A 21,967-nucleotide genomic window follows, 5' to 3' on the forward strand; every position below is an offset into this window, starting at 1 on the left:
TCCCGCGAGAACTAGTTTTGGGGGTGGTCCGTCCGACGCATTGGATCGTGCATAGCACGTTTGCGGTGCAAGACAGGCCCGGAAAGCCTGGTGCGGATGTTGCATAGGGTTCACCCCGCAGGTTCACATGAATTTCTCGCGAAGTTCACGCGAATTTCACATATAACCAGCTGCCCCGGACTTGTGCCGGGGCTTGCTTTGGAACGATCAACGGGAGAACCAATGCAGCGATCGGTACTTCATTCCCTGGCGCGTGCCGCCGTCGGAATTGCCATTGTCTGCGGTGCGACTGTGTCGAATGGAGTGCTGGCGGATACGGTATTCAAGGATGCCGACGCCCGTATCGATGCCACGGCCCACGCCGCGGATTCGCATGCGGAAGGCAAGCGCGGCTTGCTGTCGTCGGTGGTGAATTCCACCAGCAACGTTGCCAGCAAGGCTGGCGACCTGGTCATGAATGCGCTGGGCCTGATTGGCGTGCGTTACCGCTTCGGCGGCAACAGCCCCGAATCCGGCCTGGACTGCAGCGGCTTCGTCCGCTACGTGTTCCAGGACACCTTCGGCTTCATGCTGCCGCGCCGCTCTGTCGAAATCAGCCGTGTCGGCACCACCGTGGCGGCCACCGACCTGCGTCCGGGCGACCTGGTGTTCTTCAACACCATGCGCCAGACCTTCTCGCACGTCGGCATCTATATCGGCGACAACAAGTTCGTGCATGCCCCGTCCACGGGCAGCAAGATCCGAGTCGACGACATGCGTGCGTCTTACTGGGTGACCCGCTACAACGGCGCCCGCCGCATCGAGGATGGCAAGGAGGGCGGCGCCGATGGCCTCGGCGACATGGTCGAGACGCTCAAGCGCTATGACCCCAAGGTTGTCCGCGCATCGATGTACGGCGGCTGAGTTTCCGGCGCGCTACAAGCAAAAAGGACTGCTGCGACAGTCCTTTTTTCTTTGGCGGGGCGTGCTCCCCGGGCTATTGCACTGCGACCGTTCCGGCCGGTGCCAGGCGGGCCTGTTCCAGCCGCTGCCGCAGCGTTGCCATCACCGCCGTGGTGGCCTGTTCGCCGGCCAGTATGGCTCGGTTGCGGGCGTTGAAGTCGCTGCCGCCCATATCGGGCAGCTCGGGGCGGATCACCACGTCGGCGCGCGCCAGTGCCATCTTGTTGATCGACTGGCCCATGATCGCGGTGGTCTGCAGCAGCACGCCGCTCTGGCCCGCGTTCTTCTGCGCCGACGGGTCGGCCGAGATGTTGACCGCGATGACAAAGTCCGCGCCCATGCCGCGCGCGGAATCCACCGGCACCGGCTCGACCAGGCCGCCGTCGACATAGTCGTGACCCTGGATCGACACCGGCTGGAACACCCCGGGCACGCTGCTCGACGCGCGCACGGCCTGGCCTGTGTTGCCGCGGCGGAACAGGATTTTCTCGCCGCTCTTGAGATCGGTGGCGACAATGCCCAGCGGCAGCTTCATGGCCTCGATGGTCCGGTTCTGCACCAGCCGGTTGATGTAGTTCTGCAGCGCCTCGCCCTTGAGCCAGCCGCCGAAGCGGGTGCCGAAGGGCAGGGCCCAGTCGGCGATGGCAGCCTCGTCCATGGTCAGCGCCAGCTTGTTCAGCTGGAAGCCATTCAGTCCGCTGGCGTAAAGCGCCGCCACGACCGCGCCGGCGCTGGTGCCGGTGACCAGGTCGGCATGGATGCCTTGCGCTTCGAGCGCCTTGATCACGCCGATATGGGCAAAGCCGCGCGCCGCGCCGCCGCCCAGCGCCAGGCCGATCTTGACGGGCCGCGGCGCGGGCGGGGTGGTGGCGAGCGGCGGCGCGGGACGCGGGCCGAACGAGCAGCCCGCCAGCAGGGCGGCCGCGGAGATACCGAGGAAATGACGTCGTTGCATGAAGCGAGATCAGTAGCCAGGTGGGACCGGCGGATACAGGGATGTGATGCGGGCGCTCCTCAATGGGGCTGGCATCGAATTGCCTGGATCAGCGGCATCACCTCAGACCGGCGCAAGCATAAATGATTCCGCACGGCGCTGGCACGCCGGGCGGGGCGAGGGATGCGCGTTGGTATAATGTAAGACCTGCACATACACCAGCCTGCGCGCCGCTGCGCGCGGGCTTTCTTGTTTCTGCCCCTGACCATGACCCAACGCGTCCGCACCCGCTTTGCGCCGAGCCCGACCGGTTTTATCCACCTCGGCAATATCCGCTCCGCGCTCTATCCCTGGGCCTTCGCCCGCCGCATGAAGGGCGACTTTATCCTGCGCATCGAAGACACCGACGTCGAGCGTTCGTCGCAGGAAGCGGTCGACGTGATTCTCGAGAGCATGGCCTGGCTGGAGATGGATATCGACGAAGGTCCGTTCTACCAGATGCAGCGCATGGACCGCTATCGTGAAGTGGTCGCGCAGATGGTTGAGTCCGGCCTGGCCTACCGCTGCTACATGAGCACCGAAGAGCTGGATGCCCTGCGCGAAGCCCAGCGCGAGCGCGGCGAGAAGCCGCGCTACAACGGCTTCTGGCGTCCCGAGCCGGGCAAGGTCCTGCCCGAGCCGCCGGCAGGGGTCGATCCGGTGATCCGCTTCAAGAATCCGATCGGCGGCAGCGTGGTGTGGGATGACGCGGTCAAGGGCCGCATCGAGATCTCCAACGACGAACTCGACGACCTGGTGATCGCGCGCCCGGACGGCACCCCCACGTACAACTTCTGCGTGGTGGTGGACGACCTCGATATGAAGATCACCCACGTGATTCGCGGCGACGACCACGTCAACAACACCCCGCGTCAGATCAACATCATCCGCGCGCTGGGCGGCACGCCGCCGGTCTACGCCCACCTGCCGACCGTGCTCAACGAGCAGGGCGAGAAGATGAGCAAGCGCCATGGCGCCATGGCCGTGACCGGCTACCGCGACGAGGGCTATCTGCCCGAAGCCGTGCTGAACTACCTGGCGCGCCTGGGCTGGGCCCACGGCGACGCCGAGATCTTCTCGCGCGAGCAGTTCGTTGAATGGTTCGACCTGGAGCACCTGGGCAAGTCGCCCGCCCAGTACAACCCCGAGAAGCTGGCCTGGCTGAACAACCACTACATCAAGGTCGGCGACAACCAGCGCCTGGCCACGCTGACGCAGCCGTTTATCGAGGCGCTCGGCGGCAAGGTGGAAGGGGCGGACCTGGCCGGCGTGGTGGCGCTGGTGAAGGACCGCGCCAATACGCTGAAGGAGGTCGCGCAGGCGGCGCTGCTGTTCTATCGCGGCGAGCCGCAGGCGGATGCCGCGCTCAAGGCCGAGCACCTGACCCCGGAAATCCAGCCCGCGCTGGCGGCGCTGGCCAACCAGCTGGCCGCGCTGCCGGAATGGAAGCGCGAAGCCATCAGCGCCACCTTCAAGGCCGTGCTGGCCGAGTTCGGCCTGAAGATGCCCAAGCTGGCCATGCCGGTGCGCCTGCTGGTGGCCGGCCAGCTGCAGACGCCAGGCATCGATGCGGTGCTGGAACTGTTCGGCCGCGACACGGTGCTGCGCCGCCTGGCGGCAGCTGCATAAAAAGTCGCAAAAAGTCCGCGCCGGGGGCTTGCGCTCCGGGCCGGACTTGCGCATAATCTCTTTCTCCCTGCGGCGCGGTCCCTGACCAAGCGGGCTGGCGGATCCGCAAGGATCTTCGCAATCTCCGAACTGATTTTTGAAGTGACGGGAAAGCGAAAAAAGCTGAAACGGGAGCTTGCAAAGATTAATAGTTGATATATAATCTTGGCTTCGCTTGAAACGGTAGTTAATTCAGGCGAAAACGCAGCAAGTTGCAGTAAAGAGCAGTACCATGGGGCTATAGCTCAGCTGGGAGAGCGCTTGCATGGCATGCAAGAGGTCAGCGGTTCGATCCCGCTTAGCTCCACCAAGATTTAGGTGTCATCCAGGTTGTTTAGGGTGGCGCCAGACGGAACGTGTTGAAAGACAAGTTTCTGTCCCCTTCGTCTAGAGGCCTAGGACATCACCCTTTCACGGTGAGTACAGGGGTTCGAATCCCCTAGGGGACGCCATAACAACAGGGCGTAATCAGACGCCCAGTCGACTGAAGCGAAGCTTCGGAAGACGCCGACTAAGGAGTGGTAGTTCAGTCGGTTAGAATACCGGCCTGTCACGCCGGGGGTCGCGGGTTCGAGTCCCGTCCACTCCGCCAAAACTGAACCCGCATGGTTTGCGCCATGCGGGTTTTTCTTTGGGTGAGGCATTATGTCGTTAATCGCCGCAAACGCAATAAAAAATGTTGCATTCGTTGCGAAATTCGCTATATAATCCTGTCTTCGCTGCAAATGCTGCGGTAAGCGGCAGACAGCGAAGGTGGTTCCAGCAGTAACCGTCCAGCAGTATCGGATACGGGGCTATAGCTCAGCTGGGAGAGCGCTTGCATGGCATGCAAGAGGTCAGCGGTTCGATCCCGCTTAGCTCCACCAGAATTTGGGATGCGTCTGAAAAGAAGCTTCCCAGGCGCGAAAAAGCCTGCTATGATGGCGGACTTTCCAGCGCAAGACAGAAAGCGCGTTGTAAAACAAGTTTCTGTCCCCTTCGTCTAGAGGCCTAGGACATCACCCTTTCACGGTGAGTACAGGGGTTCGAATCCCCTAGGGGACGCCATAACAACAGGGCGTAATCAGACGCCCAGTCGACTGAAGCGAAGCTTCGGAAGACGCCGACTAAGGAGTGGTAGTTCAGTCGGTTAGAATACCGGCCTGTCACGCCGGGGGTCGCGGGTTCGAGTCCCGTCCACTCCGCCAAATTAGAACGCCCGCGTAAGCGGGCGTTTTTCTTTTCCGGAGTGGAGGAAGCCGCCTGCGCGGCTTCCGGCGGGGCTCGAAGGGCTGCGCTTGCAAGCGCAGCCGCGGCCCGCGGCATGTGGGCGAGTCCCGTCCACTCCGCCAAATTAGAACGCCCGCGCAAGCGGGCGTTTTTCTTTTCCGGTTACTGAAAATGCGGCCGCCGCCCTTGCGAGCGGCCAGTGCCAGAGTCAGTTTTCCGGATCCTTGCTGACCCGGCTGAAATACCGCACCAGCAGCACGCCTGCAATCGCCAGGCTGATGCTGTTGGCCAGCCAGAAGCCGCTGGCGCCGCGTGTGAAGTCGGGCATGCCCTCGATCAGCCCGAAGCCCAGCACATAACCCCCGCCCAGTCCGATGCCCCACAGCGAGCCGGCATAGATCAGCGTCGGAATCAGCGCGATCTTGTACGCGCGCAGGATAAACGCCGTCATCACCTGCACCGCGTCGAAGGCCTGGTAGAACGCCACGAACAGCACCAGCGGCAGCGCTGCCGCGACCACCGCGGGATCGCTCGCGTAGGCATGCAGCACCGGCTTGCGCAGCAGCCACAGCAGGGCACCGGTCAGCACCGCCAGCGTCACCGCCATGCGGATACCTCGCCAGGCAAGGCGGCTGGCGCCGGCCAGGTCGCGCGCGCCGAGATGCTGTGCCACCAGCGTCGAGGTGGCAATCCCCAGCGACAGCGGCAGCATGTAGGCCACCGCGCCCAGGTTGGCGATGATCTGGTGCCCGGCCAGCGTGACCGTGCCCAGGCGCGTGATGAAGATCGACATCAGCGTGAACGAGGTGATCTCGATCAGGTAGGTCAGGCCCATCGGCACGCCCAGCCGCAGCAGCGCGCGCAGCGGGGCGGCAGCCGGCCAGCTCCACATACTGAAGATCCGCAGCGGGTGATAGGCGCTGCCGTAGCGCAGGATCAGCAGCCCGGCGATGCACCAGGCCCAGCTGATCAGCGTCGAGGCCAGGCCGCAGCCGGGGCCGCCCATCGCCGGCACGCCCAGGCCGCCGTGGATGAACCAGGCATTGAGCGGCACCTTCAGCGCCAGCCCGCCGATCTGCAGCACCGTCACCATGACCGGGCGCGACAGCGCATTGTTCAGCGCCGAGTAGATGCGGAATGCCAGCGCCGCCGGCAGCCCGAAGGCACCGAAATGCAGGTAGGCGGTGGCTTTCTCGACCAGTTCGGGCGGCGCCTTGGCGAAAGCGAGCAGCGGGGCCGGGAAGGCCAGCAGCAGCACGCCCGGAATCGCCAGTGCGGCGCCCAGCCATGCGGCCTGCCGGACCTCGGCGCCGATCGCCTCGATGCGGCCGGCGCCATAGAGCTGCCCGGCGATGGGCGACAGCGCCTGCAATACGCCCATCAGGCTGATATAGATGGTGACGTAGATCGAGCCGCCCAGGCCCACGGCGGCCAGGTCGGTCGCCGAGGCGCGCCCGGCCATCACGGTATCGATGACGCCAAAGGCGATAACGGCAAGCTGGCCGGCCAGCACCGGGCCGGCCAGGCTGGCGATACGGCGAAGGTCTTGGAGCAGGGTCATTCAGGGCTCGGCAGGCTTGGTCAGGGCTGGATGGTCAGCCCCGCAGCCGCCTGCGGCCGGAATGGTTCGATGGCGCGACAGGCGCTGCGGTGGTGGTGACGCCGGAAAGGGCTCAGGGCTGGCGCGGCAGGCGGCGCCGCGGCAGGTCGGGGCGCGGATGGACGGCGCGCGCGGTATCGACCAGCCGGTACATGCGGAAGCGCTCGTCGCGGTCCGCGGGGCGGCGGCCTTCCCAGATCAGCCGCCACTCGAAATGCGAGATATTGCCCGGCTCGCCATAGTCGACCGCGTCATGGCGCAGCAGCACGTCGCAGCCGTCGTTGGGGCCGCCAAAGCGGATATGGCCGAAATAGGCGAACGACGCCAGCTGCGCATCGCCCATGCGGATCGGCTGGACGCACTGGTAGGCAGGCGGCAGCGCCATCGCCGCGGCCTGGGCCACGTCGCGGTAGGTCTTGCCGTAGTTGATCGAGGGCAGCCACAGCGTCATTGCCATGACCCACATCAGGGTGGTGCCGGCGGCGGAAATCACCACCGGGCGCCAGATCTGCTTGGGCGCGCGCGACAGCCGCCAGCGCACGATCAGCACCCACGCGACCGTGGCCGCCAGCGCGAACACCACCGCGGCAATGGTGAACTCATGCTGGTAGCCGGGCAGCTGGCGGAAGACGTTGCGTGCGATGCGCGGCGGCCAGCCGGTGGTCTTGGCGATCCACATGAACCAGACCGTGCCACCGAAGATGGTGAAGAACAGCAGCGCGAACCAGTCGATCGCGTTGATCACGCCGCGCGCCAGCGTGGGCAGCGCGAATGCGGCCAGCACGGCCATCGGCGGCAGCAGCAGGATGAACTGCACGTCGCCGGCACTGCGCTGCAGGAACAGCAGCACCAGCACCGGCAGCAGCAGCGCCAGCGGCGCCGCCACATGGGGGGCGCGGCGCATGCCGGTCCACGCGATCCAGGCCCAGCCCGCGATCGGCCAGACCGGCCACGTGTACAGGAACAGGTTGCGCACGTTGAAGCCGAAGGTCGCCACATTGGGCGAGCCGTAGCTGCGGCGGTCATAGCGCGACCATTCGCGGATGAAGGTCACCGCCTCGTCGCGGTCGGCCGCGCCGAAGTAGGCGGCCGCCAGCCACGCCGACACCATCAGCAGCGCCAGCGGAATGCCGATGGCGGCCAGGCGCCGCCACGGCAGCGGCTTGCACACCAGTGCGCAGACCGCGCTGCCACCCAGCAGCGCCAGCGGCAGCAGGGGCCCGCTGGCCAGCGCCAGTCCGCCCAGCGCGGCACCATAGACCAGGCTGCCCTGGATGGGCTTGTCGAGGCTGCGCACCATGCCGTACAGGGCCAGTGCGATAAAGGCGACCTGGCCGACCTGCGGCGTGGTCTCGTGCCCGCGCATGGCCAGGCCCACGCAGGCCAGGAAGATCAGCAGCGCGCCGTCGGCCAGCGTGCGGCCGTAATCGCGCGCGTTGGGCTGGCCGCCGAAGGCATAGGCAAATGGCTGGACCTCGTCGCGCCGGCCCAGCAGGTAGGTGGTGTACCAGATGCAGGCGCAGGTCGCGAAGAAGAACAGCGCCGTGGCCAGCCGCGCGGCGTCGGCCGCGCCCAGCCAGCTGCCGAAGCCGCGGATCATCAGCGCGCCGATCCAGAACACCAGCGGGCCGTCCTCGCTGTACGGGCGGCCGACGATATTCGGCATCAGCCAGTCGTGCAGGTTGCCGGTGGCCAGCTGCCACATCACGCCAAAGCCGGCGGCGTCCTCGTTCTTCCACGGGTCGCGGCCGAACAGGCCGACCAGGCCATAGATGATGCAGATCGCCAGCAGCAGCGCGCGCGGCAGGGCGCCGGTCGCGGCAGCGGTCAACTGGACGGGGGAGGTATTGGCTTGACGCATCGATGCTCAGGTCGGGCCGTGGCGCAATGGCGCGAAGGCCACAGTATCGCGCATGCGGCGGCCGCGCGGGCCGTGGCATGGCGTGGAAGCCTCACGGGGTGTGGGGTAAATCCAATGAATGCGGCGGTACCGGTCGTGGTCCGGCACAAAAGCAAAGAGGCAGCCGATGCTGCCTCTTTGCTGTTTCGCACAGGCCCCGGAGCATCTGTCCGCGGGCCTTGCGAAGCGGGGTTCGCTGAAAGCGATTTACTTCGCAGCCTTGCCCAGCTTGTTGCCGAACTTCTGGCGGAACTTTTCCACGCGGCCGGCCGTGTCCATGATCTTCTGGGTGCCGGTGTAGAACGGGTGCGATTCCGACGAGACTTCGATCTTGGCCAGCGGGTATTCCTTGCCGTCCTTCACGATCTTGTCCTTGGTCTGGATGGTCGAGCGGGTGATGAAGCTGAAGTCGCTGGACATGTCCTGGAACACGACTTCGCGGTAATTCGGGTGAATGCCTTCTTTCATGATGAGTCCTTTCTGGTTGGGTAGCCAGTCCGTTGCAATCCGCTGTTCTCCGCCGAGGGCGAGAGCGTGCATGGCGCGGCGACGAACGAACCACTTGCCGGTAACGGGCAAACCGGGATTATGGCAGAAAAACAAATACTTGGGGAAGAGGCTGCGCCACGAGCGGCACAGAAAGTGTTGTGCATGAATATGGCAAAAGCATCACATGGAGGCCGGGTCCTGGCGATAGAAGGCGGCCAGCGACTGGTATACAACCGGCCAGTGCCGCGCCAGCCCGGTCGGCTCGACAAAAAATGCCTCTGACGTCACGGCAAAGAACTCGCTCGGCGCCTCGGTCCCATATGGGTCGATGATGCGCAGCGCCGGCGGCAGCCGCTCCGGGTGCTCCCAGTCGGCCTCGTCGCGTGCCTCCCAGGACTCGGCAAAGCGGTCGTACTCGGTCAGGAAGGTCTCGGCCCAGGCTTCCGCGTCTATGTCCGGGTGCAGCACGCGCGAGAAGGGCGGCACGCCGTCGGGCTCGCCGTCGAGCATGTCCAGCTTGTGGGCGAACTCGTGGATGACCACGTTGTAGGTATCGGCCGGCAGTTCGTGGTCGCTGTCGATGCCGGCCCCGGGGGTGTGCACGTCGGGCCAGGACAGGATCACCGGCCCGTGCTCCCAGGCCTCGCCGCTGGCTTCCTCGACCACGCCGTGCACTAGGCCGATCTCGTCCTGCACGGTCCGGCGGATGATGAACTCGCCCGGGTAGAGCACGATGCCGTGCCAGCCCCGGTACCAAGGCAGCCCCAGCTTCAGGATCGGCACGCAGGCCTGCACGGCAACGCTGGCCACCATGTCGTCGGCCAGCGGCAGGTCGTGCGCGGTGGAGTATTCCTTGTCGGCGATGAACAGCGTGGCCAGTTCGCGCAGCGCCGCCAGGTCTTCGCTGCCGTAGCGCTGCACGAACGGCAGCGTGGCGACCGTGCGCGCCCACAGCGCATCGGGGATGGCGTAGTGCTCCAGCTTGCGGGCCCGCGAGCGGGTGCGCAGGAATGAGGTCAGTTTGCCGAGCATGGGCGTAGCGCGGTGCGCTGTGAAATGGTCCGGCAACAAAAAAGGTCGGGCAACAAAAAAGGCGTGCCGTGGCACGCCTTCCTGTCCGCCTTGCGGCGATGCTGCGTTGACGCTGCAGCAAGGGCTCAGCCGCCTCTGCGCATCATATCGAAAAACTCGGCGTTGTTCTTCGTGGCCTTCATCTTGTCCATGATGAATTCCATCGCCTGCACTTCATCCATGTCGGAGATGAACTTGCGCAGGATCCAGATCTTCTGCAGGATTTCCGGCTTGATCAGCAACTCTTCGCGGCGCGTGCCCGACTTGTTCAGGTTGATCGACGGGTAGACGCGCTTCTCGGCCAGGCGGCGTTCCAGGTGCACTTCCATATTGCCGGTGCCCTTGAACTCTTCATAGATCACGTCGTCCATGCGGCTGCCGGTTTCGATCAGCGCGGTGGCGATGATGGTCAGCGAACCGCCTTCTTCCAGGTTGCGCGCGGCACCGAAGAAGCGCTTCGGGCGCTGCAGCGCGTTGGCGTCCACACCACCGGTCAGCACTTTGCCCGAGGCCGGCACCACGGTGTTGTAGGCACGCGCCAGACGGGTGATCGAGTCCAGCAGGATCACGACGTCGCGCTTCAGTTCGACCAGGCGCTTGGCCTTCTCGATCACCATTTCGGCAACCTGAACGTGGCGGATGGCCGGTTCGTCGAAGGTCGACGCAACCACTTCGCCGCGCACCGAACGCATCATCTCGGTCACTTCTTCCGGGCGCTCGTCGATCAGCAGCACGAACAGGTCCGCTTCCGGATGGTTGTTGGCAATCGCGTGGGCGATGTGCTGCAGCATCACGGTCTTGCCGGACTTGGGCGACGCCACCAGCAGCGCACGCTGGCCGCGGCCGATCGGCGCGATCATGTCGATGATGCGGCCGGTGATGTTCTCTTCAGCCTTGATATCGCGTTCGAGCGTGAGCGGCCGGTTCGGGTGCAGCGGCGTCAGGTTCTCGAACATGATGCGGTTCTTGACCGCTTCGGGCGGCTGCCCGTTGACCTTGTCCACCTTGACCAGTGCAAAGTAGCGTTCGCCGTCCTTGGGCGTACGCACTTCACCCTCGATCGAATCGCCGGTGTGCAGGTTGAAGCGGCGGATCTGGGACGGACTGATGTAGATGTCATCCGTGCTGGCCAGATACGAGGTTTCGGGCGAGCGCAGGAAGCCGAAGCCGTCGGGCAGCACCTCCAGCGTGCCGTCTCCAAAGATGGTTTCGCCCATCTTGGCGCGCTTCTTCAGGATCGCAAACATCAGTTCCTGTTTGCGCATCCGTTGTGCGTTGTCGATCTCGAGCGTAGCCGCCATTTCGAGAAGCGCAGACACGTGAAGCGATTTGAGTTCTGTCAGGTGCATAGACGAGGGGTACAGATGGGCCCGGACGGGCGAGACCTAAAGGGAAGGGGGGAAATGAGCGAACGCTCGGGGAGTTGTTGGTGGCATCTTAGCACAATCCGACCGGGCCGCCAGGATGTGGCGCACGCACGTCGGATCGTGACAAAACCGGGACCGTGGGTCAGGTCCCGGCGCGCAGCTTACAGGTTGCCGTCGAGGAAGGCGGTCAGTTGCGACTTGGACAGCGCGCCGACCTTCTGGGCCGCGACCGCGCCGTTCTTGAACAGGATCAGCGTCGGGATGCCGCGGATGCCGAACTTGGCCGGCACCTGCTGGTTTTCATCGACATTGATCTTGGCGATCTGCAGCTTGTCGCCATAGTCCTTGGCGACTTCGTCCAGGATCGGCGCGATCATCTTGCAGGGGCCGCACCATTCCGCCCAGAAGTCGAGCAGGACGGGTTTGTCGGACTGGAGGACGTCAGCATCGAAGGAGGCGTCGCTCACATACTTGATTTGTTCGCTCATGGCGGAAAACCTCTGGTTTCGCTCTGTTTATGTTGAAGGCTGGAGACTTCGGAGGGCCGAACCGTTACCTTACACGAGATTGCGCGGACCCGTCGGGCTGCCTCCGCAGCCCGCAAACAGGCTGTGGGGGCCGCTGCCGCGCCCGGTGCTGCCGATATGTTACCAGTTTGCCGATTTTCAAGACCGGCCTGGCAAACACTCGAAAGCGCGCCGGCACGGAAATGATTCTGCTGCAATCGGAGGATTCATTGAAATGCTTATTTTCTATGGCGCCGAGAGATTCGGGTAATCGCTTGCGGCGTGCGGGAGGGTGTGTCATAGAATGCACTTGTGCGCGCCGCGCGGTGCCGATTGAGTGTGGCGTGCGCGTAGAATAGAAAGCGGTCCGCAGGCGGCGCCAGCGGACCAATCTTGCATCCTGCGCCACTGACTAGGTCATCGACATGAACACCGATCCCCGCAAGCCTTCGCAGCCCGAGCCCGGCCAGGCGCCGGACGTGGACCACCTGAGCGATGCGCTGGACCATATCAGCAGCGCCGTGGAGACCAACAGCATCGCCAGCGGTGCCGCACGCGGCCTGGTCTACAGCATCATCGAGACCCTCGGTACCCTGGTGGGCGACCCGGACCTGCCCGAGCATGCGCGCTCCGGCTATGAGGGCCTGCTCGAGACCGCGCGCGAAATCCGCGCCCGGCTGGAAGGCGGTTCGGACTGAGCCGGTTCCGCCTGCCCTGCATCACACTTGCCGCCAGCCGCCCAGGCCGGCGGCGCCCGTATTGTTTCCGTTGCATCCTGACGCTTTCGCCGACCGACGCAGTTCGCGCAGCCATTCCGGGCTGCGCCCCACGCGCCCATGACGTCGCTACGTTTCCGCCCTGGCCCTGATTTCCTCGACCAGGCGGCCACCGCTGCCTGGTATTTCCTCGACCGCTGCGGCGCGCCGGAGGCGGGCGCGCACGTGGTCGTGCCCACCGCGGCGCAGATCCCGGGCGTGCGCCAGGCACTGGACGCCGCCGCGCGCGCGTCGGGCAGCCCGCGGCTGCTGCCGCGCGTGCTGACGCTGGGCCACTGGCTGCTCGACCTGCCGCCCGAGGGCGCCCCGGTGCGCAGCCCGGCCGCACGCCTGCTGGCCGTGCAGCAGGCGGTGCGCGGGCAGGATTGGCTGCGCCGCGCCTTCGGCGCCCAGAACGAGACCGCCGCATGGGGCCTGTCGCAGACGCTGCTGTCGATCTGCGACGAGCTTAACGCGCGCTGGCTCGAAGACGCCGCCATCCGCGACGATGACGAGATCGACGGCGACGATCGCGCCGGCCTGCTGCAGGGCGCGCTGGAACGGACCTATTCGCATCTGTCCGAGCGCTTCCTCGGCGAAGAGGCGCGCATCGTGCTGGCATTCTGGCAGGCGCTGTCCGGCCCGGACGATCCGCTGCCGGCGCGGCGCCGCGCCTTGCGCGAGCTGTCGCAGCAGCTGCGCGGCCCGGTGATCTGGATTGCCCCGACCCCGCCCACGCCGCTTGAAGCCGCGTTCCTGCGCGATGCCGCCGAGCTGGTGCCGGTGCTGCAGGTCGGCTATGACTGGACCGGGCAGGGCGGGAGCGATGCCGACTGGTACCAGACCCTGCTGGCGCTATGGCCGGAAGCAAGGATCGTCGATGATGCCGAAGCCGTCGCCCCCGCGCCGGCCATGCCTGCGCTGCCGCCGCAGCGTCCGTCGATCCGCGTGGTCGGCAGCGCGCGCTTCGAGGATGAAGCCGCCGCGGCAGCCGCGCAGCTGGTGCAGTGGCTCAATGAAGGCCGCCGCCAGGTGGCGCTGGTCGCGCACGACCGCGTGGTGGCGCGGCGCGCCCGTGCCCTGCTGGCGCGCGCCGGCGCACCGGTGCGCGACGAGACCGGCTGGAAGCTTTCCACCACGCGCGCGGCCGCCGCGCTGATGCGCTGGTTCGACCTGTTGGTGCGCGACGGCGACACCGCCGCGCTGCTGGACCTGCTCAAGAGCCCGTTCTGCCTGCCGGAGGTTGCCGGGCGCGGCGCGGCCATCGCGCTGCTGGAGCGCCAGGTGCGGCGCGAGGGCATCACCGGCGGCTGGGCGCGCCTGCGCCAGCTGTTCGGCCACGCACCGACCGCGGCGCAGCAAGCTGCCACGGAAGACGAGGGTGCCGCCGAAGCGCCGCGCCACGCCGCGCACGCGCTCATCGCCGTGCTCGCCGACGAGGCGGCGCGCTGGCCGCGCGGCCTCGCGCAGCATCCGCTGGCAACCTGGCTGGAACGGCTCGACGGCATGCTCGACGGCCTCGGCATGCGCGCAGCGCTGGCCGCGGACGATGCCGGCAGCCAGCTGCTCGATGCGCTGGCGCGGCTGCAGGAGTTGCCGCTGGACGAGACCGGCGGCCATGCCACGCTGTCGCAGGGCGAGTTCCGCGCGATGCTGTCGGCGCTGCTGGAATCGGTCGCCTACAAGGAGCCCTCGGCCAGCGGCCCGGCGCGCATCACCATCCTGCCGCTGAACGGCGCGCGCATGCGCCGCTTCGAGGGCGTGGTGATCGTTGGCTGCGATGACGCGCAACTGCCGTCCAGCGCCGCCGAGCTGATGTTCTTCTCCAACCAGATGCGGCGCGAGCTGGACCTGGAAGACCGCGAGGCCCGCTTTGCGCAACAGGCGCGCGACCTGGCCGAGGTGCTGCTGAACAACGACGACGTGGTGCTGACCTGGCAACGCTACGGCAGCCGCGGCGAGCCGCATCATGTGTCGGGCTGGATCGAGCGCCTGGCGGCGTGCTGCGCGCGCGCGGGCGTCAGCATCGAAGCCTCCGCCGCAGCACAGGCGCACGAGACCTTTGCCGATCCGCAGGGCATGCCGGCGCCGGCGGCGGAGCCCGCGCTGGTGCCGGTGCGCTGGAGCGCGCAGGCCTACAACATGCTGCGCCGCTGCCCCTACCAGTTCTTCGCCGGCCGCATGCTGGGCCTGGCCGGGTTGGAGACAGTCAGCGACGAGCTGGAGAAACGCGAGATCGGCGAACACCTGCACCACGTGCTGCTGCGCTACCACAAGGACCTGCAGGCGCGCCGCGAGCGTGGCGAGACGCTGGCGGAAGACCGGCGCCTGGCCCGCCTGGCCGAGATTTCCGAAGCCGTGTTCGGCGCGCTGATGGCCGAGGACGGCAATGCCATTGCCTACTACCGGCGCTGGCGCGAGGTGATGCCGTCGTATGTCGCCTGGCAATCCGCGCGCGAGGCCGAGGGCTGGTTCTGGCGCGGCGGCGAGCTCGACGCCGGCATCGACCTGCCGATGCCCGACGGCCAGCCGCTGCGCCTGACCGGGCGCATCGACCGGCTTGACCAGGGCCCGGGCGGGGCGCATGCCGTGCTCGACTACAAGACGCAGAGCGCCACCCGCCTCAAGCGCAAGCTGGCCGAGGTCGGGGAAGACTGCCAGCTGCCGTTCTACGGCCTGCTGCGCGCCGATGCGGCAGCGGGCAGCTGGGTATCGCTCGAAGGCGCGCGCGAGGGCGCAGCGGCGGCGCAGCGCGAAGTCGGCCTGCCCGATTTTGAAGCCGCCGTCATCTGGCTGGAACGGCAGATGCGCGACGACGTCATGCGCCTGCGCCAGGGTGCCAGGCTGCCGGCCTTCGGCGATGCCTCCGCCTGCCTGTATTGCACCGCCCGCGGCCTGTGCCGCAAGGGCTTCTGGGAATCCACCGCCGTGCCGGCGCTGACATCATGACGCCCCACGATCCGCACCACGTCCAGCCTTACCAGCGCGACGGCGAGCCCGTTTCCGAGGCCGAGTTCACGCGCGCCGCCTGCGATCCCGCGCGCTCGGTGGTGGTAGAGGCCTGTGCCGGCAGCGGCAAGACCTGGCTGCTGGTGGCGCGGCTGGTGCGCCTGCTGCTGGCCGGCGCCGCGCCGCACGAGATCCTGGCCATCACCTTCACGCGCAAGGCCGCCGAAGAAATGCGCGACCGCCTGCTGGAGGTGCTGGCACAGATGTCGCGCGACAGCGATGAAGACGTGGTCGCAGCGCTGGTGCAGCGCGGCCTGACGCATGACGCCGCGCGCGAGGCGCTGCCGCGTGCGCGGCGCCTGCATGCGCAGGTGCTGGCCGCGCCCGGGCGCATGGCCATCGATACCTTCCACGGCTGGTTCGGCACGCTGCTGCGTGGCGCGCCGCTGGCCTCGGGCATCGTGCCGGGCGCGGCGCTGCGCGAAGATGCGCTGCGCATGAAACGCGAAGCTTGGGCCCCGGTCTGGCGCGCGCTGGCCACGGAGCAATACACCGACTTGCGCGCCGCGTGGGAAACGCTGGTCGATACCGTGGGCGACTTCCAGGCACGCGCGCTGCTGGACGCGATGTTCCATGCCCGCAGCGAATGGTGGGCGATGCAGGAGGGCGGCGACCCGCTGCAGGCGCTGTCCGACTGCCTGGGCGAAGACGCCCGGGGCGACGTGCTGCTGCAGGCGCTGTCCGACGAAGGCTGGCGCGATGCCTGCGAGTCGCTGGCGCTGCGCCTGGGCGCGGCCGGCAAGACTGAGCAGACCCACGCCGCCCGCATCACCGATGCGCTGATGGCGATCACCGCGTGGCGCGAAGCGGGCGCGGCGCCCGGCAAGCCCGCCGAACGGGCGTTCGCGCAGTTGCGCGCCGCGTTCTTCACCACCACCGGCGGCCCGCGTTCGCTGCGGCGCACCGCGGCGCTGGTCAAGGCCGCCGGCGGCGAAGGCATGGTCGATGCGTTGCTGGACGAGCATGCCTCGATCTGCGCCATGCTTGACGACATCAGCGCGCGTTGTTGCGAAGCCGCGGTGCTGGCGATCAACCGCGCGCTGTTCTGCATCGGCGATGCCTTGCTGACGCGCTACCAGCGGCACAAGGACGAGCAGCGCGCGATGGACTTCGCCGACCTGGAATGGCAGGCCGCGCGCCTGATGTCGGACGAAGAGACCGCCACGTACCTGCAGGTGCGGCTGGACGCGCGTTACCGCCATCTGCTGCTCGACGAGTTCCAGGACACCAACCCGCTGCAGTGGCGCATCCTGCAGGGCTGGCTGGCCGGCTATGCGGGCCTGGGCGAGCGCCCGACGGTGTTCCTGGTGGGCGATCCCAAGCAGTCGATCTACCGCTTCCGGCGCGCCGATGCACGGCTGTTCGGCGCGGCCGGCGAGATGCTGCGCGATACGTTCGGCGCCACCGTGCTGCGCACCAACCGCACCCGGCGCAACCGTGCCGAAGTGCTGGACTGGGTCAACGCCGTGTTCGACACCGCACGCGCCGAGGGCCGCTATCCGCTGTACGCGACCCAGACCACGGCACTGGCCGGAGGCAACGGGCCGGTCTGGCTGCTGCCGCTGGTGGAGCCCGAGGACAAGGCCGAAGACGCCGTTGACGATGGTGCAGAGGACAAGTCCGCCGAAGCCGCCTCCGCCCATCGCGACACGCTGCTGCAGCCACGCCGGCAGGCCGGCGATTCGCTGCGGCTGGAAGAGGGCCGGCGCGTGGCCGCGTGGCTGCGCCTGGTGCGCGACACCGTGCCGGTCCATGAGGGCGGCGAACAGCGCCCCGCGCGCTGGAGCGACATGCATCTGCTGGTGCGCCGCAAGACCCATCTGGCTGACTATGAGCGCGCGCTGCGCGAGGCCGGCATCCCGTGCCTGAGCCCGCGCCGCGGCGGCCTGCTGGCCACGCTCGAGGCGCTGGACCTGTCGGCGTTGCTGGCGTTCCTGATGACGCCGGAATCGGACCTGGATCTCGCGCACGTGCTGAAGAGCCCGCTGGTGGGAGCGTCAGACGACGACCTGCTGGCGCTGGCCCGGATCGAAGGCGAGGGCGGCTGGTGGGCACGCATCGAGTCAGGCGGCCTGCCCGAACACGTATCCGATGCGCTGCGCGAAGGCGTGCAGCGCTTGCGCCAGTGGTTGCGCGTCGCGCCGCACCGGCCGGTGCATGACCTGATTGACCAGATCTTCCACGGCGGCGAAGTGCGGCGCCGTTATGCCGAGGCCGCGCCGCCGGATATCCGCGAACAGGTGCTGGCCAACCTCGACGCCTTCCTGAAGCTGTCGCTTGACCTCGACGGCGGGCGCTATCCGAGCCTGCCGAAATTTATCGACGAGCTGCAGGAAATCCGCCGCGGCGACGAGGGCGAAAGCCCCGATGAAGGCGGCATGGGCGAGAGCGCCGAAGACGTGGAGCCGGCCGAGGACGATTCGGCGTTTGCCGGCCTCGACGCGGTCCATATCCTGACCGTGCATGCGGCCAAGGGCCTGGAGGCGCCGTTCGTGGTGCTGCTCGATGCCAACCACAGTGAGCCGGCCGCGGACCGGGGCGGCATCCTGGTCGACTGGCCGCCGTCGTCGCCGGTGCCTCGGCATTTCTCGGCCTACGGCAAGCGCAGCGAGCGCGGGCTGGCGCGGGCGCCGTTGTTCGAGGCGGAGGCGGCGCTGGGCGAGCGCGAGAACTGGAACCTGCTGTACGTGGCCATGACGCGCGCGCAGCAGGGCCTGCTGGTCAGCGGGGTCAAGGGCCGTGCCAGCCGCAGCGGTTCGGGCGAGGGCAATGCCGAGATCGCCGGCAGTTGGTATGTGCGGCTGCAGGCCGCAGGCGTCGGCGAGATGGTGCCGGCCTATCCGGGCGAGCTGGCCGATGCGCAGGACCAGGCTCCGATGCCCGCGCGCCTGAGCGAGCCGGTGCGCTTTACCGACTTCCGGCTGCGCTATCGCGATGCGGTGGATGCGCGGCAGGGGATCGGGTTTGAAGAAGAGGGCGAGGCCGAAGACGAGCCCGACGGCATCGTCTTCAACGCTGCGGCCGCCCGCCACGGCGAGCTGGTGCATGCCTTGCTGGAACGCCTGACGCGCTATCCCGAAGCCTTTGCCGGCGTGCCGGGGATCGACACCGTATTGCGCTGGTTCCCGCTGACGGGCGCGCACACCGGGGCGGCACGGCAGGCGTGGCGGCAACAGGTGGCGCAAGCGCTGGAGGCGGTGGCTGCGATGCTGCGCGCGCCGGCACTGGCGCCGTTGCTGGGGGCGGGGGACGCCCGCAGCGCGCGCAATGAAGTCGAACTCTATGACGCGCGCGGCAGGCTGCTGCGTATCGACCGGCTGGTGGAGTTCGACGACCGCGTGGTGATCGTCGACTACAAGCTGCGGCTCCTGCCGCAGGAGCATGAAGCCTACCGCGCGCAGCTGGGCCGCTATGCGGCCGCGCTTGCGCCGATGTTCCCGGGCAAGCGTATCGAGGCCGGCGTGGCCACCGCGGACGGCGAATGGATTCCCGCCGAGCGTCTGGCGCCGCCGATGCCGCAGCAGGGCTCGCTGTTCTGACGGCTGGCGTGGCACCCGGACAGGGTGCCAGAATCGGCGCAAAATGGGATGTGCGGCGCGCGCGCTCGTGGCCCGGCTGTACTAAAGTGACAGGGACTGCGCTGCGAACGACTCGTGCGTGCGGAGATAGCGGGAGGGGTACGGCAGGAGGGGTGTGAGGTGGACGAGCCTGACCCTCGGCACTGGCGGAAAACGGCTGTGGCTGCTTCGTTCCCGACCTGACCAGGTTGACCGCGCCACCATGCGAGGAGGCCCGTCCGAGCGGCATTGTACCCCAGACCGCGATACCGCGGAGAAATTGCGTTGAATGCCCTTTGCAGTGGTGGGTCATTGCCCGCGGCAAATGCGTCGGCTTGATCTGGCGCAGGTAACGCGGGCCGCGGCGGCCCGACCATTCACCGACCCAGACCGTGGTGAGCCAATACATGAACGCAAACGACCAGATCATTCGCGGCGCCCTGGCGCCGCAGGAAATCTCCACCGAAGTCCTGATCGAGAAATACGCCAAGGGCGAAGAGCGCAGCATTGCCGATGTCAGGCAACGCGTGGCGCGCGCGCTGGCCCAGGCCGAACCCGAGGACCAGCGCGAGGCCTGGAGCGCGCGCTTCCTGTGGGCGCAGGAAAACGGCTTCGTGCCGGCCGGACGCATCAACTCGGCGGCGGGCACCGGCATCCAGGCCACGCTGATCAACTGTTTCGTGCAGCCGGTGGGCGATTCGGTGTCGGAGCCGCGCGAAGGCCGCCCCAGCATCTACACGGCGGTGGCGCAGGCCGCCGAAACCATGCGCCGCGGCGGCGGCGTGGGCTATGACTTCTCGGCGATCCGACCGGCCGGCGCGCTGGTGCGGGCCACGCATTCGCGCGCCTCGGGGCCGGTGTCGTTCATGAAGGTGTTCGATGCATCGTGCGCCACCGTGGAATCCGCCGGCGCGCGCCGCGGCGCGCAGATGGGCGTGCTGCGCTGCGACCATCCGGATATCGAGAGCTTTATCCACGCCAAGGACAAGGGCGACCTCAGCAACTTCAATATCTCCATCGGCGTCACTGATGCCTTCATGCAGGCCGTGCAGGCCGACGGCGAGGTCGAACTGGTGCATGAGGCCGAGCCGGGTGCCGACATGATCGCCGCGGGCGCCTATCGCCGCGACGACGGCCAGTGGGTGTACCGGCGCGTGCCAGCGCGCAACCTGTGGGACCAGGTCATGCAGGCCACCTACGACCATGCCGAGCCGGGCATCCTGTTCCTGTCGCAGATCAACGCCGACAACAACCTTTATTACTGCGAGCGCATCGAGGCCACCAACCCGTGCGCCGAGCAGCCGCTGCCGTCCTATGGCTGCTGCTGCCTGGGCTCGATCAACCTGACGCGCTTCGTGCGCCAGCCGTTCTCGCCGCAGGCCGAATTCGATTTCGATGCCTTTGCCGAAGTGGTGCGCGTGGCCACGCGCATGCTCGACAACGTGCTCGACGTGACCTTCTGGCCGTTGCCCGAACAACAGGCCGAGGCCCACGCCAAGCGCCGCGTCGGGCTGGGCTTCCTGGGGCTGGGCAGCGCGCTGGTGATGCTGGGCCTGCGCTATGACACCGAGCCGGCGCGGCAGCTGGCGGCGCGGATCTCGGAACGCATGCGCGACGATGCCTACCTGGCGTCGACCGAACTGGCGGTGGAGAAGGGCGCCTTCCCCCTGTTCGATGCCAACGCCTACCTGCAGAGCGGGTTTGCCGGCCGGCTGCCGGAACGCTTGCGCGATGCCATTGCGCGCAACGGGCTGCGCAATTCGCACCTGCTGTCGATCGCACCCACCGGCACCATCACGCTGGCCTTTGCCGACAATGCGTCCAATGGCATCGAGCCCGCCTTCTCGTGGACCTATAACCGCAAGAAGCGGATGCCGGACAACAGCTACCGCAGCTTCGAGGTGGCGGATCATGCCTGGCGGCTTTACCGTCACATGGGGGCCGACATGGCCCAGTTGCCGGATGCCTTCGTCACCGCGCTGCAGATGTCGGCGCTGGACCATATGCGGATGCTGGAAGCGGTGCAGCCGTATATCGACACCAGCATCAGCAAGACCGTCAACGTGCCGGAGGATTATCCGTACGAAGCCTTCCGCAACCTGTACCTGGAGGCGTGGAAGGCCGGCCTGAAGGGGCTGGCGACCTATCGCCCCAATTCGGTACTGGGGGCCGTGCTGTCAGTAGAGGCGCCGGCGGTGGCTCCCGCTGCCGTGGCCGACGATAATCCGTTGGTTCGCCCCTTCGGCAGCCGGCCGGTGGGCGACCTGGAGGGGGTGACGTCCAAGGTCGAATACCTGACCTACGAGGGCCACAAGACCGTCTACCTGACCGTCAACTTCATGCGCGTCGCCGGCGTTGCCGACGGCAAGCCGGTGGAGATCGAGCGCCCGGTGGAGTTCTTCATGCCGGCGGGGCAGCGCAGCGAGGGCCAGCAGTGGATCACCTCGACCATGCGGCTGTTGTCGATGGTGGCGCGCTCTGGCGGCTCGGTGGCCAAGGCATTGGCGGATATGCGCAACGTGGTGTGGGACAAGGGCACGGTGCGCTACGGTACGCTGCTGCGCCAGGACGGTACCGAGGTGCCGCGCTTCCATGATTCCGAAGTGGCCGCGCTCAGCTACGCGCTGCAGCGCATCCTGATCAAGCGCGGCTTCCTGGATGCCGAGGGCGGCCAGGTGCCGGTAGCCGCGCTGGCGGCCAGGCTGGCCCAGCGCGAAGGCGGGGGGCAGGCGCCGGATGCCGGGGCGGATCTCGCCAGCCCGGTCCGAGCCCCCGGCACCCCCGGTGTCGGCACCGGCAAGCCGTGTCCGGAGTGTGGCGCGCACGCCCTGCACAAGGTCGACGGATGCGCCAAATGCGCTAATTGCGGCTACGTGGGCGAGTGCGGCTGAGCCACGCCGCGGGCTGGTTGCGGCCACCGG

General features: G+C 67.3%; 13 protein-coding genes, 6 tRNA genes and 1 other RNA gene. 12 read left to right on the forward strand and 8 right to left on the reverse strand.

Translation table 11 applies throughout. From position 1 onward, the window contains the following. The first annotated feature begins 222 nt into the window (after positions 1-222). The gene (locus I6H87_RS13790) at positions 223-903 is read left to right on the forward strand and encodes a C40 family peptidase (RefSeq protein ID WP_010814273.1); all 681 of its coding nucleotides are present in this window, start codon (positions 223-225) and stop codon (positions 901-903) included. Between the two features lie 73 nt (positions 904-976). On the opposite strand, the gene I6H87_RS13795 is transcribed toward I6H87_RS13790, so the two are convergent. Further along, complete coding sequence (locus I6H87_RS13795; protein ID WP_058697198.1) at positions 977-1,897, reverse strand: patatin-like phospholipase family protein; 921 nt, start codon at positions 1,895-1,897, stop codon at positions 977-979. A gap of 246 nt (positions 1,898-2,143) precedes the next feature. Here I6H87_RS13795 and gltX point away from each other — a divergent pair, with 246 nt between their 5' ends. The 7 genes from gltX (at position 2,144) to I6H87_RS13830 (ending at position 4,770) form a co-directional block, all read left to right on the forward strand. After that, entirely contained in the window at positions 2,144-3,544 is a 1,401-nt protein-coding gene (gene gltX, locus I6H87_RS13800) for a glutamate--tRNA ligase (RefSeq protein ID WP_011615640.1), read from the forward strand. Positions 3,545-3,817: 273 nt separating this feature from the next. Next, positions 3,818-3,893 (forward strand) — tRNA-Ala (locus I6H87_RS13805). 66 nt (positions 3,894-3,959) lie between these two features. Next, positions 3,960-4,035: transfer RNA gene (locus tag I6H87_RS13810), tRNA-Glu, on the forward strand. 63 nt (positions 4,036-4,098) lie between these two features. Then, positions 4,099-4,175: transfer RNA gene (locus I6H87_RS13815), tRNA-Asp, on the forward strand. 198 nt (positions 4,176-4,373) lie between these two features. Then, positions 4,374-4,449, forward strand: a tRNA-Ala gene (locus tag I6H87_RS13820). Positions 4,450-4,554: 105 nt separating this feature from the next. Beyond that, positions 4,555-4,630, forward strand: a tRNA-Glu gene (locus I6H87_RS13825). Positions 4,631-4,693: 63 nt separating this feature from the next. Next, positions 4,694-4,770: transfer RNA gene (locus I6H87_RS13830), tRNA-Asp, on the forward strand. A gap of 230 nt (positions 4,771-5,000) precedes the next feature. On the opposite strand, the gene I6H87_RS13835 is transcribed toward I6H87_RS13830, so the two are convergent. The 6 genes from I6H87_RS13835 to trxA all read right to left on the reverse strand — a co-directional run bounded on the left by I6H87_RS13835 (position 5,001) and on the right by trxA (position 11,707). Next, complete coding sequence (locus I6H87_RS13835; RefSeq protein WP_011615639.1) at positions 5,001-6,353, reverse strand: MATE family efflux transporter; 1,353 nt, start codon at positions 6,351-6,353, stop codon at positions 5,001-5,003. A 112-nt stretch (positions 6,354-6,465) separates the two neighbouring features. Next, positions 6,466-8,253: an ArnT family glycosyltransferase gene (locus tag I6H87_RS13840; protein ID WP_011615638.1), complete on the reverse strand. Its 1,788-nt coding sequence runs from the start codon at positions 8,251-8,253 to the stop codon at positions 6,466-6,468. A 246-nt stretch (positions 8,254-8,499) separates the two neighbouring features. After that, positions 8,500-8,760 carry a type B 50S ribosomal protein L31 gene (locus I6H87_RS13845; protein WP_010814268.1) on the reverse strand — a complete coding sequence of 87 codons (261 nt, stop codon included), beginning with the start codon at positions 8,758-8,760 and terminating at the stop codon, positions 8,500-8,502. 201 nt (positions 8,761-8,961) lie between these two features. Then, positions 8,962-9,813, reverse strand: a complete 852-nt coding sequence (locus tag I6H87_RS13850; protein ID WP_010814267.1) for a M90 family metallopeptidase — start codon at positions 9,811-9,813, stop codon at positions 8,962-8,964. 125 nt (positions 9,814-9,938) lie between these two features. After that, the gene (gene rho / locus I6H87_RS13855; protein WP_010814266.1) at positions 9,939-11,201 is read right to left on the reverse strand and encodes a transcription termination factor Rho; all 1,263 of its coding nucleotides are present in this window, start codon (positions 11,199-11,201) and stop codon (positions 9,939-9,941) included. A 179-nt stretch (positions 11,202-11,380) separates the two neighbouring features. Continuing rightward, positions 11,381-11,707 (reverse strand): thioredoxin TrxA, encoded by a 327-nt coding sequence (trxA, locus tag I6H87_RS13860; RefSeq protein WP_010814265.1) that lies wholly within the window; start codon positions 11,705-11,707, stop codon positions 11,381-11,383. A gap of 443 nt (positions 11,708-12,150) precedes the next feature. Here trxA and I6H87_RS13865 point away from each other — a divergent pair, with 443 nt between their 5' ends. The 3 genes from I6H87_RS13865 to I6H87_RS13875 all read left to right on the forward strand — a co-directional run bounded on the left by I6H87_RS13865 (position 12,151) and on the right by I6H87_RS13875 (position 19,028). Continuing rightward, positions 12,151-12,423 (forward strand): hypothetical protein, encoded by a 273-nt coding sequence (locus I6H87_RS13865; RefSeq protein ID WP_011615636.1) that lies wholly within the window; start codon positions 12,151-12,153, stop codon positions 12,421-12,423. Between the two features lie 138 nt (positions 12,424-12,561). Next, on the forward strand, positions 12,562-15,429 hold the full coding sequence (locus I6H87_RS13870; RefSeq protein WP_011615635.1) for a PD-(D/E)XK nuclease family protein: 2,868 nt from the start codon (positions 12,562-12,564) through the stop codon (positions 15,427-15,429). Beyond that, positions 15,426-19,028 (forward strand): UvrD-helicase domain-containing protein, encoded by a 3,603-nt coding sequence (locus I6H87_RS13875; protein ID WP_011615634.1) that lies wholly within the window; start codon positions 15,426-15,428, stop codon positions 19,026-19,028. The genes I6H87_RS13870 and I6H87_RS13875 overlap by 4 nt, the downstream gene beginning before the upstream one ends. 159 nt (positions 19,029-19,187) lie before the next feature. Here the strand turns inward: I6H87_RS13875 and ffs are convergent. After that, positions 19,188-19,286, reverse strand: an RNA gene (ffs, locus tag I6H87_RS13880) — signal recognition particle sRNA small type. Between the two features lie 167 nt (positions 19,287-19,453). Between ffs and I6H87_RS13885 the strand changes: the two genes are divergently transcribed. Continuing rightward, positions 19,454-21,937 carry an adenosylcobalamin-dependent ribonucleoside-diphosphate reductase gene (locus tag I6H87_RS13885; RefSeq protein ID WP_010814261.1) on the forward strand — a complete coding sequence of 828 codons (2,484 nt, stop codon included), beginning with the start codon at positions 19,454-19,456 and terminating at the stop codon, positions 21,935-21,937. Positions 21,938-21,967: the final 30 nt, after the last annotated feature.

The organism is Cupriavidus necator (assembly GCF_016127575.1).
GTDB classification, from domain to species: Bacteria; Pseudomonadota; Gammaproteobacteria; order Burkholderiales; family Burkholderiaceae; genus Cupriavidus; species Cupriavidus necator_D.

Excerpts from the sequence above, each read along its gene's own strand:
- I6H87_RS13790 (WP_010814273.1), top strand. The coding sequence starts at position 223 with ATGCAGCGATCGGTACTTCATTCCCTGGCGCGTGCCGCCGTCGGAATT.
- I6H87_RS13795 (WP_058697198.1), bottom strand. The coding sequence starts at position 1,897 with ATGCAACGACGTCATTTCCTCGGTATCTCCGCGGCCGCCCTGCTGGCG.
- gltX (WP_011615640.1), top strand. The coding sequence starts at position 2,144 with ATGACCCAACGCGTCCGCACCCGCTTTGCGCCGAGCCCGACCGGTTTT.
- I6H87_RS13835 (WP_011615639.1), bottom strand. The coding sequence starts at position 6,353 with ATGACCCTGCTCCAAGACCTTCGCCGTATCGCCAGCCTGGCCGGCCCG.
- I6H87_RS13840 (WP_011615638.1), bottom strand. The coding sequence starts at position 8,253 with ATGCGTCAAGCCAATACCTCCCCCGTCCAGTTGACCGCTGCCGCGACC.
- I6H87_RS13845 (WP_010814268.1), bottom strand. The coding sequence starts at position 8,760 with ATGAAAGAAGGCATTCACCCGAATTACCGCGAAGTCGTGTTCCAGGAC.
- I6H87_RS13850 (WP_010814267.1), bottom strand. The coding sequence starts at position 9,813 with ATGCTCGGCAAACTGACCTCATTCCTGCGCACCCGCTCGCGGGCCCGC.
- rho (WP_010814266.1), bottom strand. The coding sequence starts at position 11,201 with ATGCACCTGACAGAACTCAAATCGCTTCACGTGTCTGCGCTTCTCGAA.
- trxA (WP_010814265.1), bottom strand. The coding sequence starts at position 11,707 with ATGAGCGAACAAATCAAGTATGTGAGCGACGCCTCCTTCGATGCTGAC.
- I6H87_RS13865 (WP_011615636.1), top strand. The coding sequence starts at position 12,151 with ATGAACACCGATCCCCGCAAGCCTTCGCAGCCCGAGCCCGGCCAGGCG.
- I6H87_RS13870 (WP_011615635.1), top strand. The coding sequence starts at position 12,562 with ATGACGTCGCTACGTTTCCGCCCTGGCCCTGATTTCCTCGACCAGGCG.
- I6H87_RS13875 (WP_011615634.1), top strand. The coding sequence starts at position 15,426 with ATGACGCCCCACGATCCGCACCACGTCCAGCCTTACCAGCGCGACGGC.
- I6H87_RS13885 (WP_010814261.1), top strand. The coding sequence starts at position 19,454 with ATGAACGCAAACGACCAGATCATTCGCGGCGCCCTGGCGCCGCAGGAA.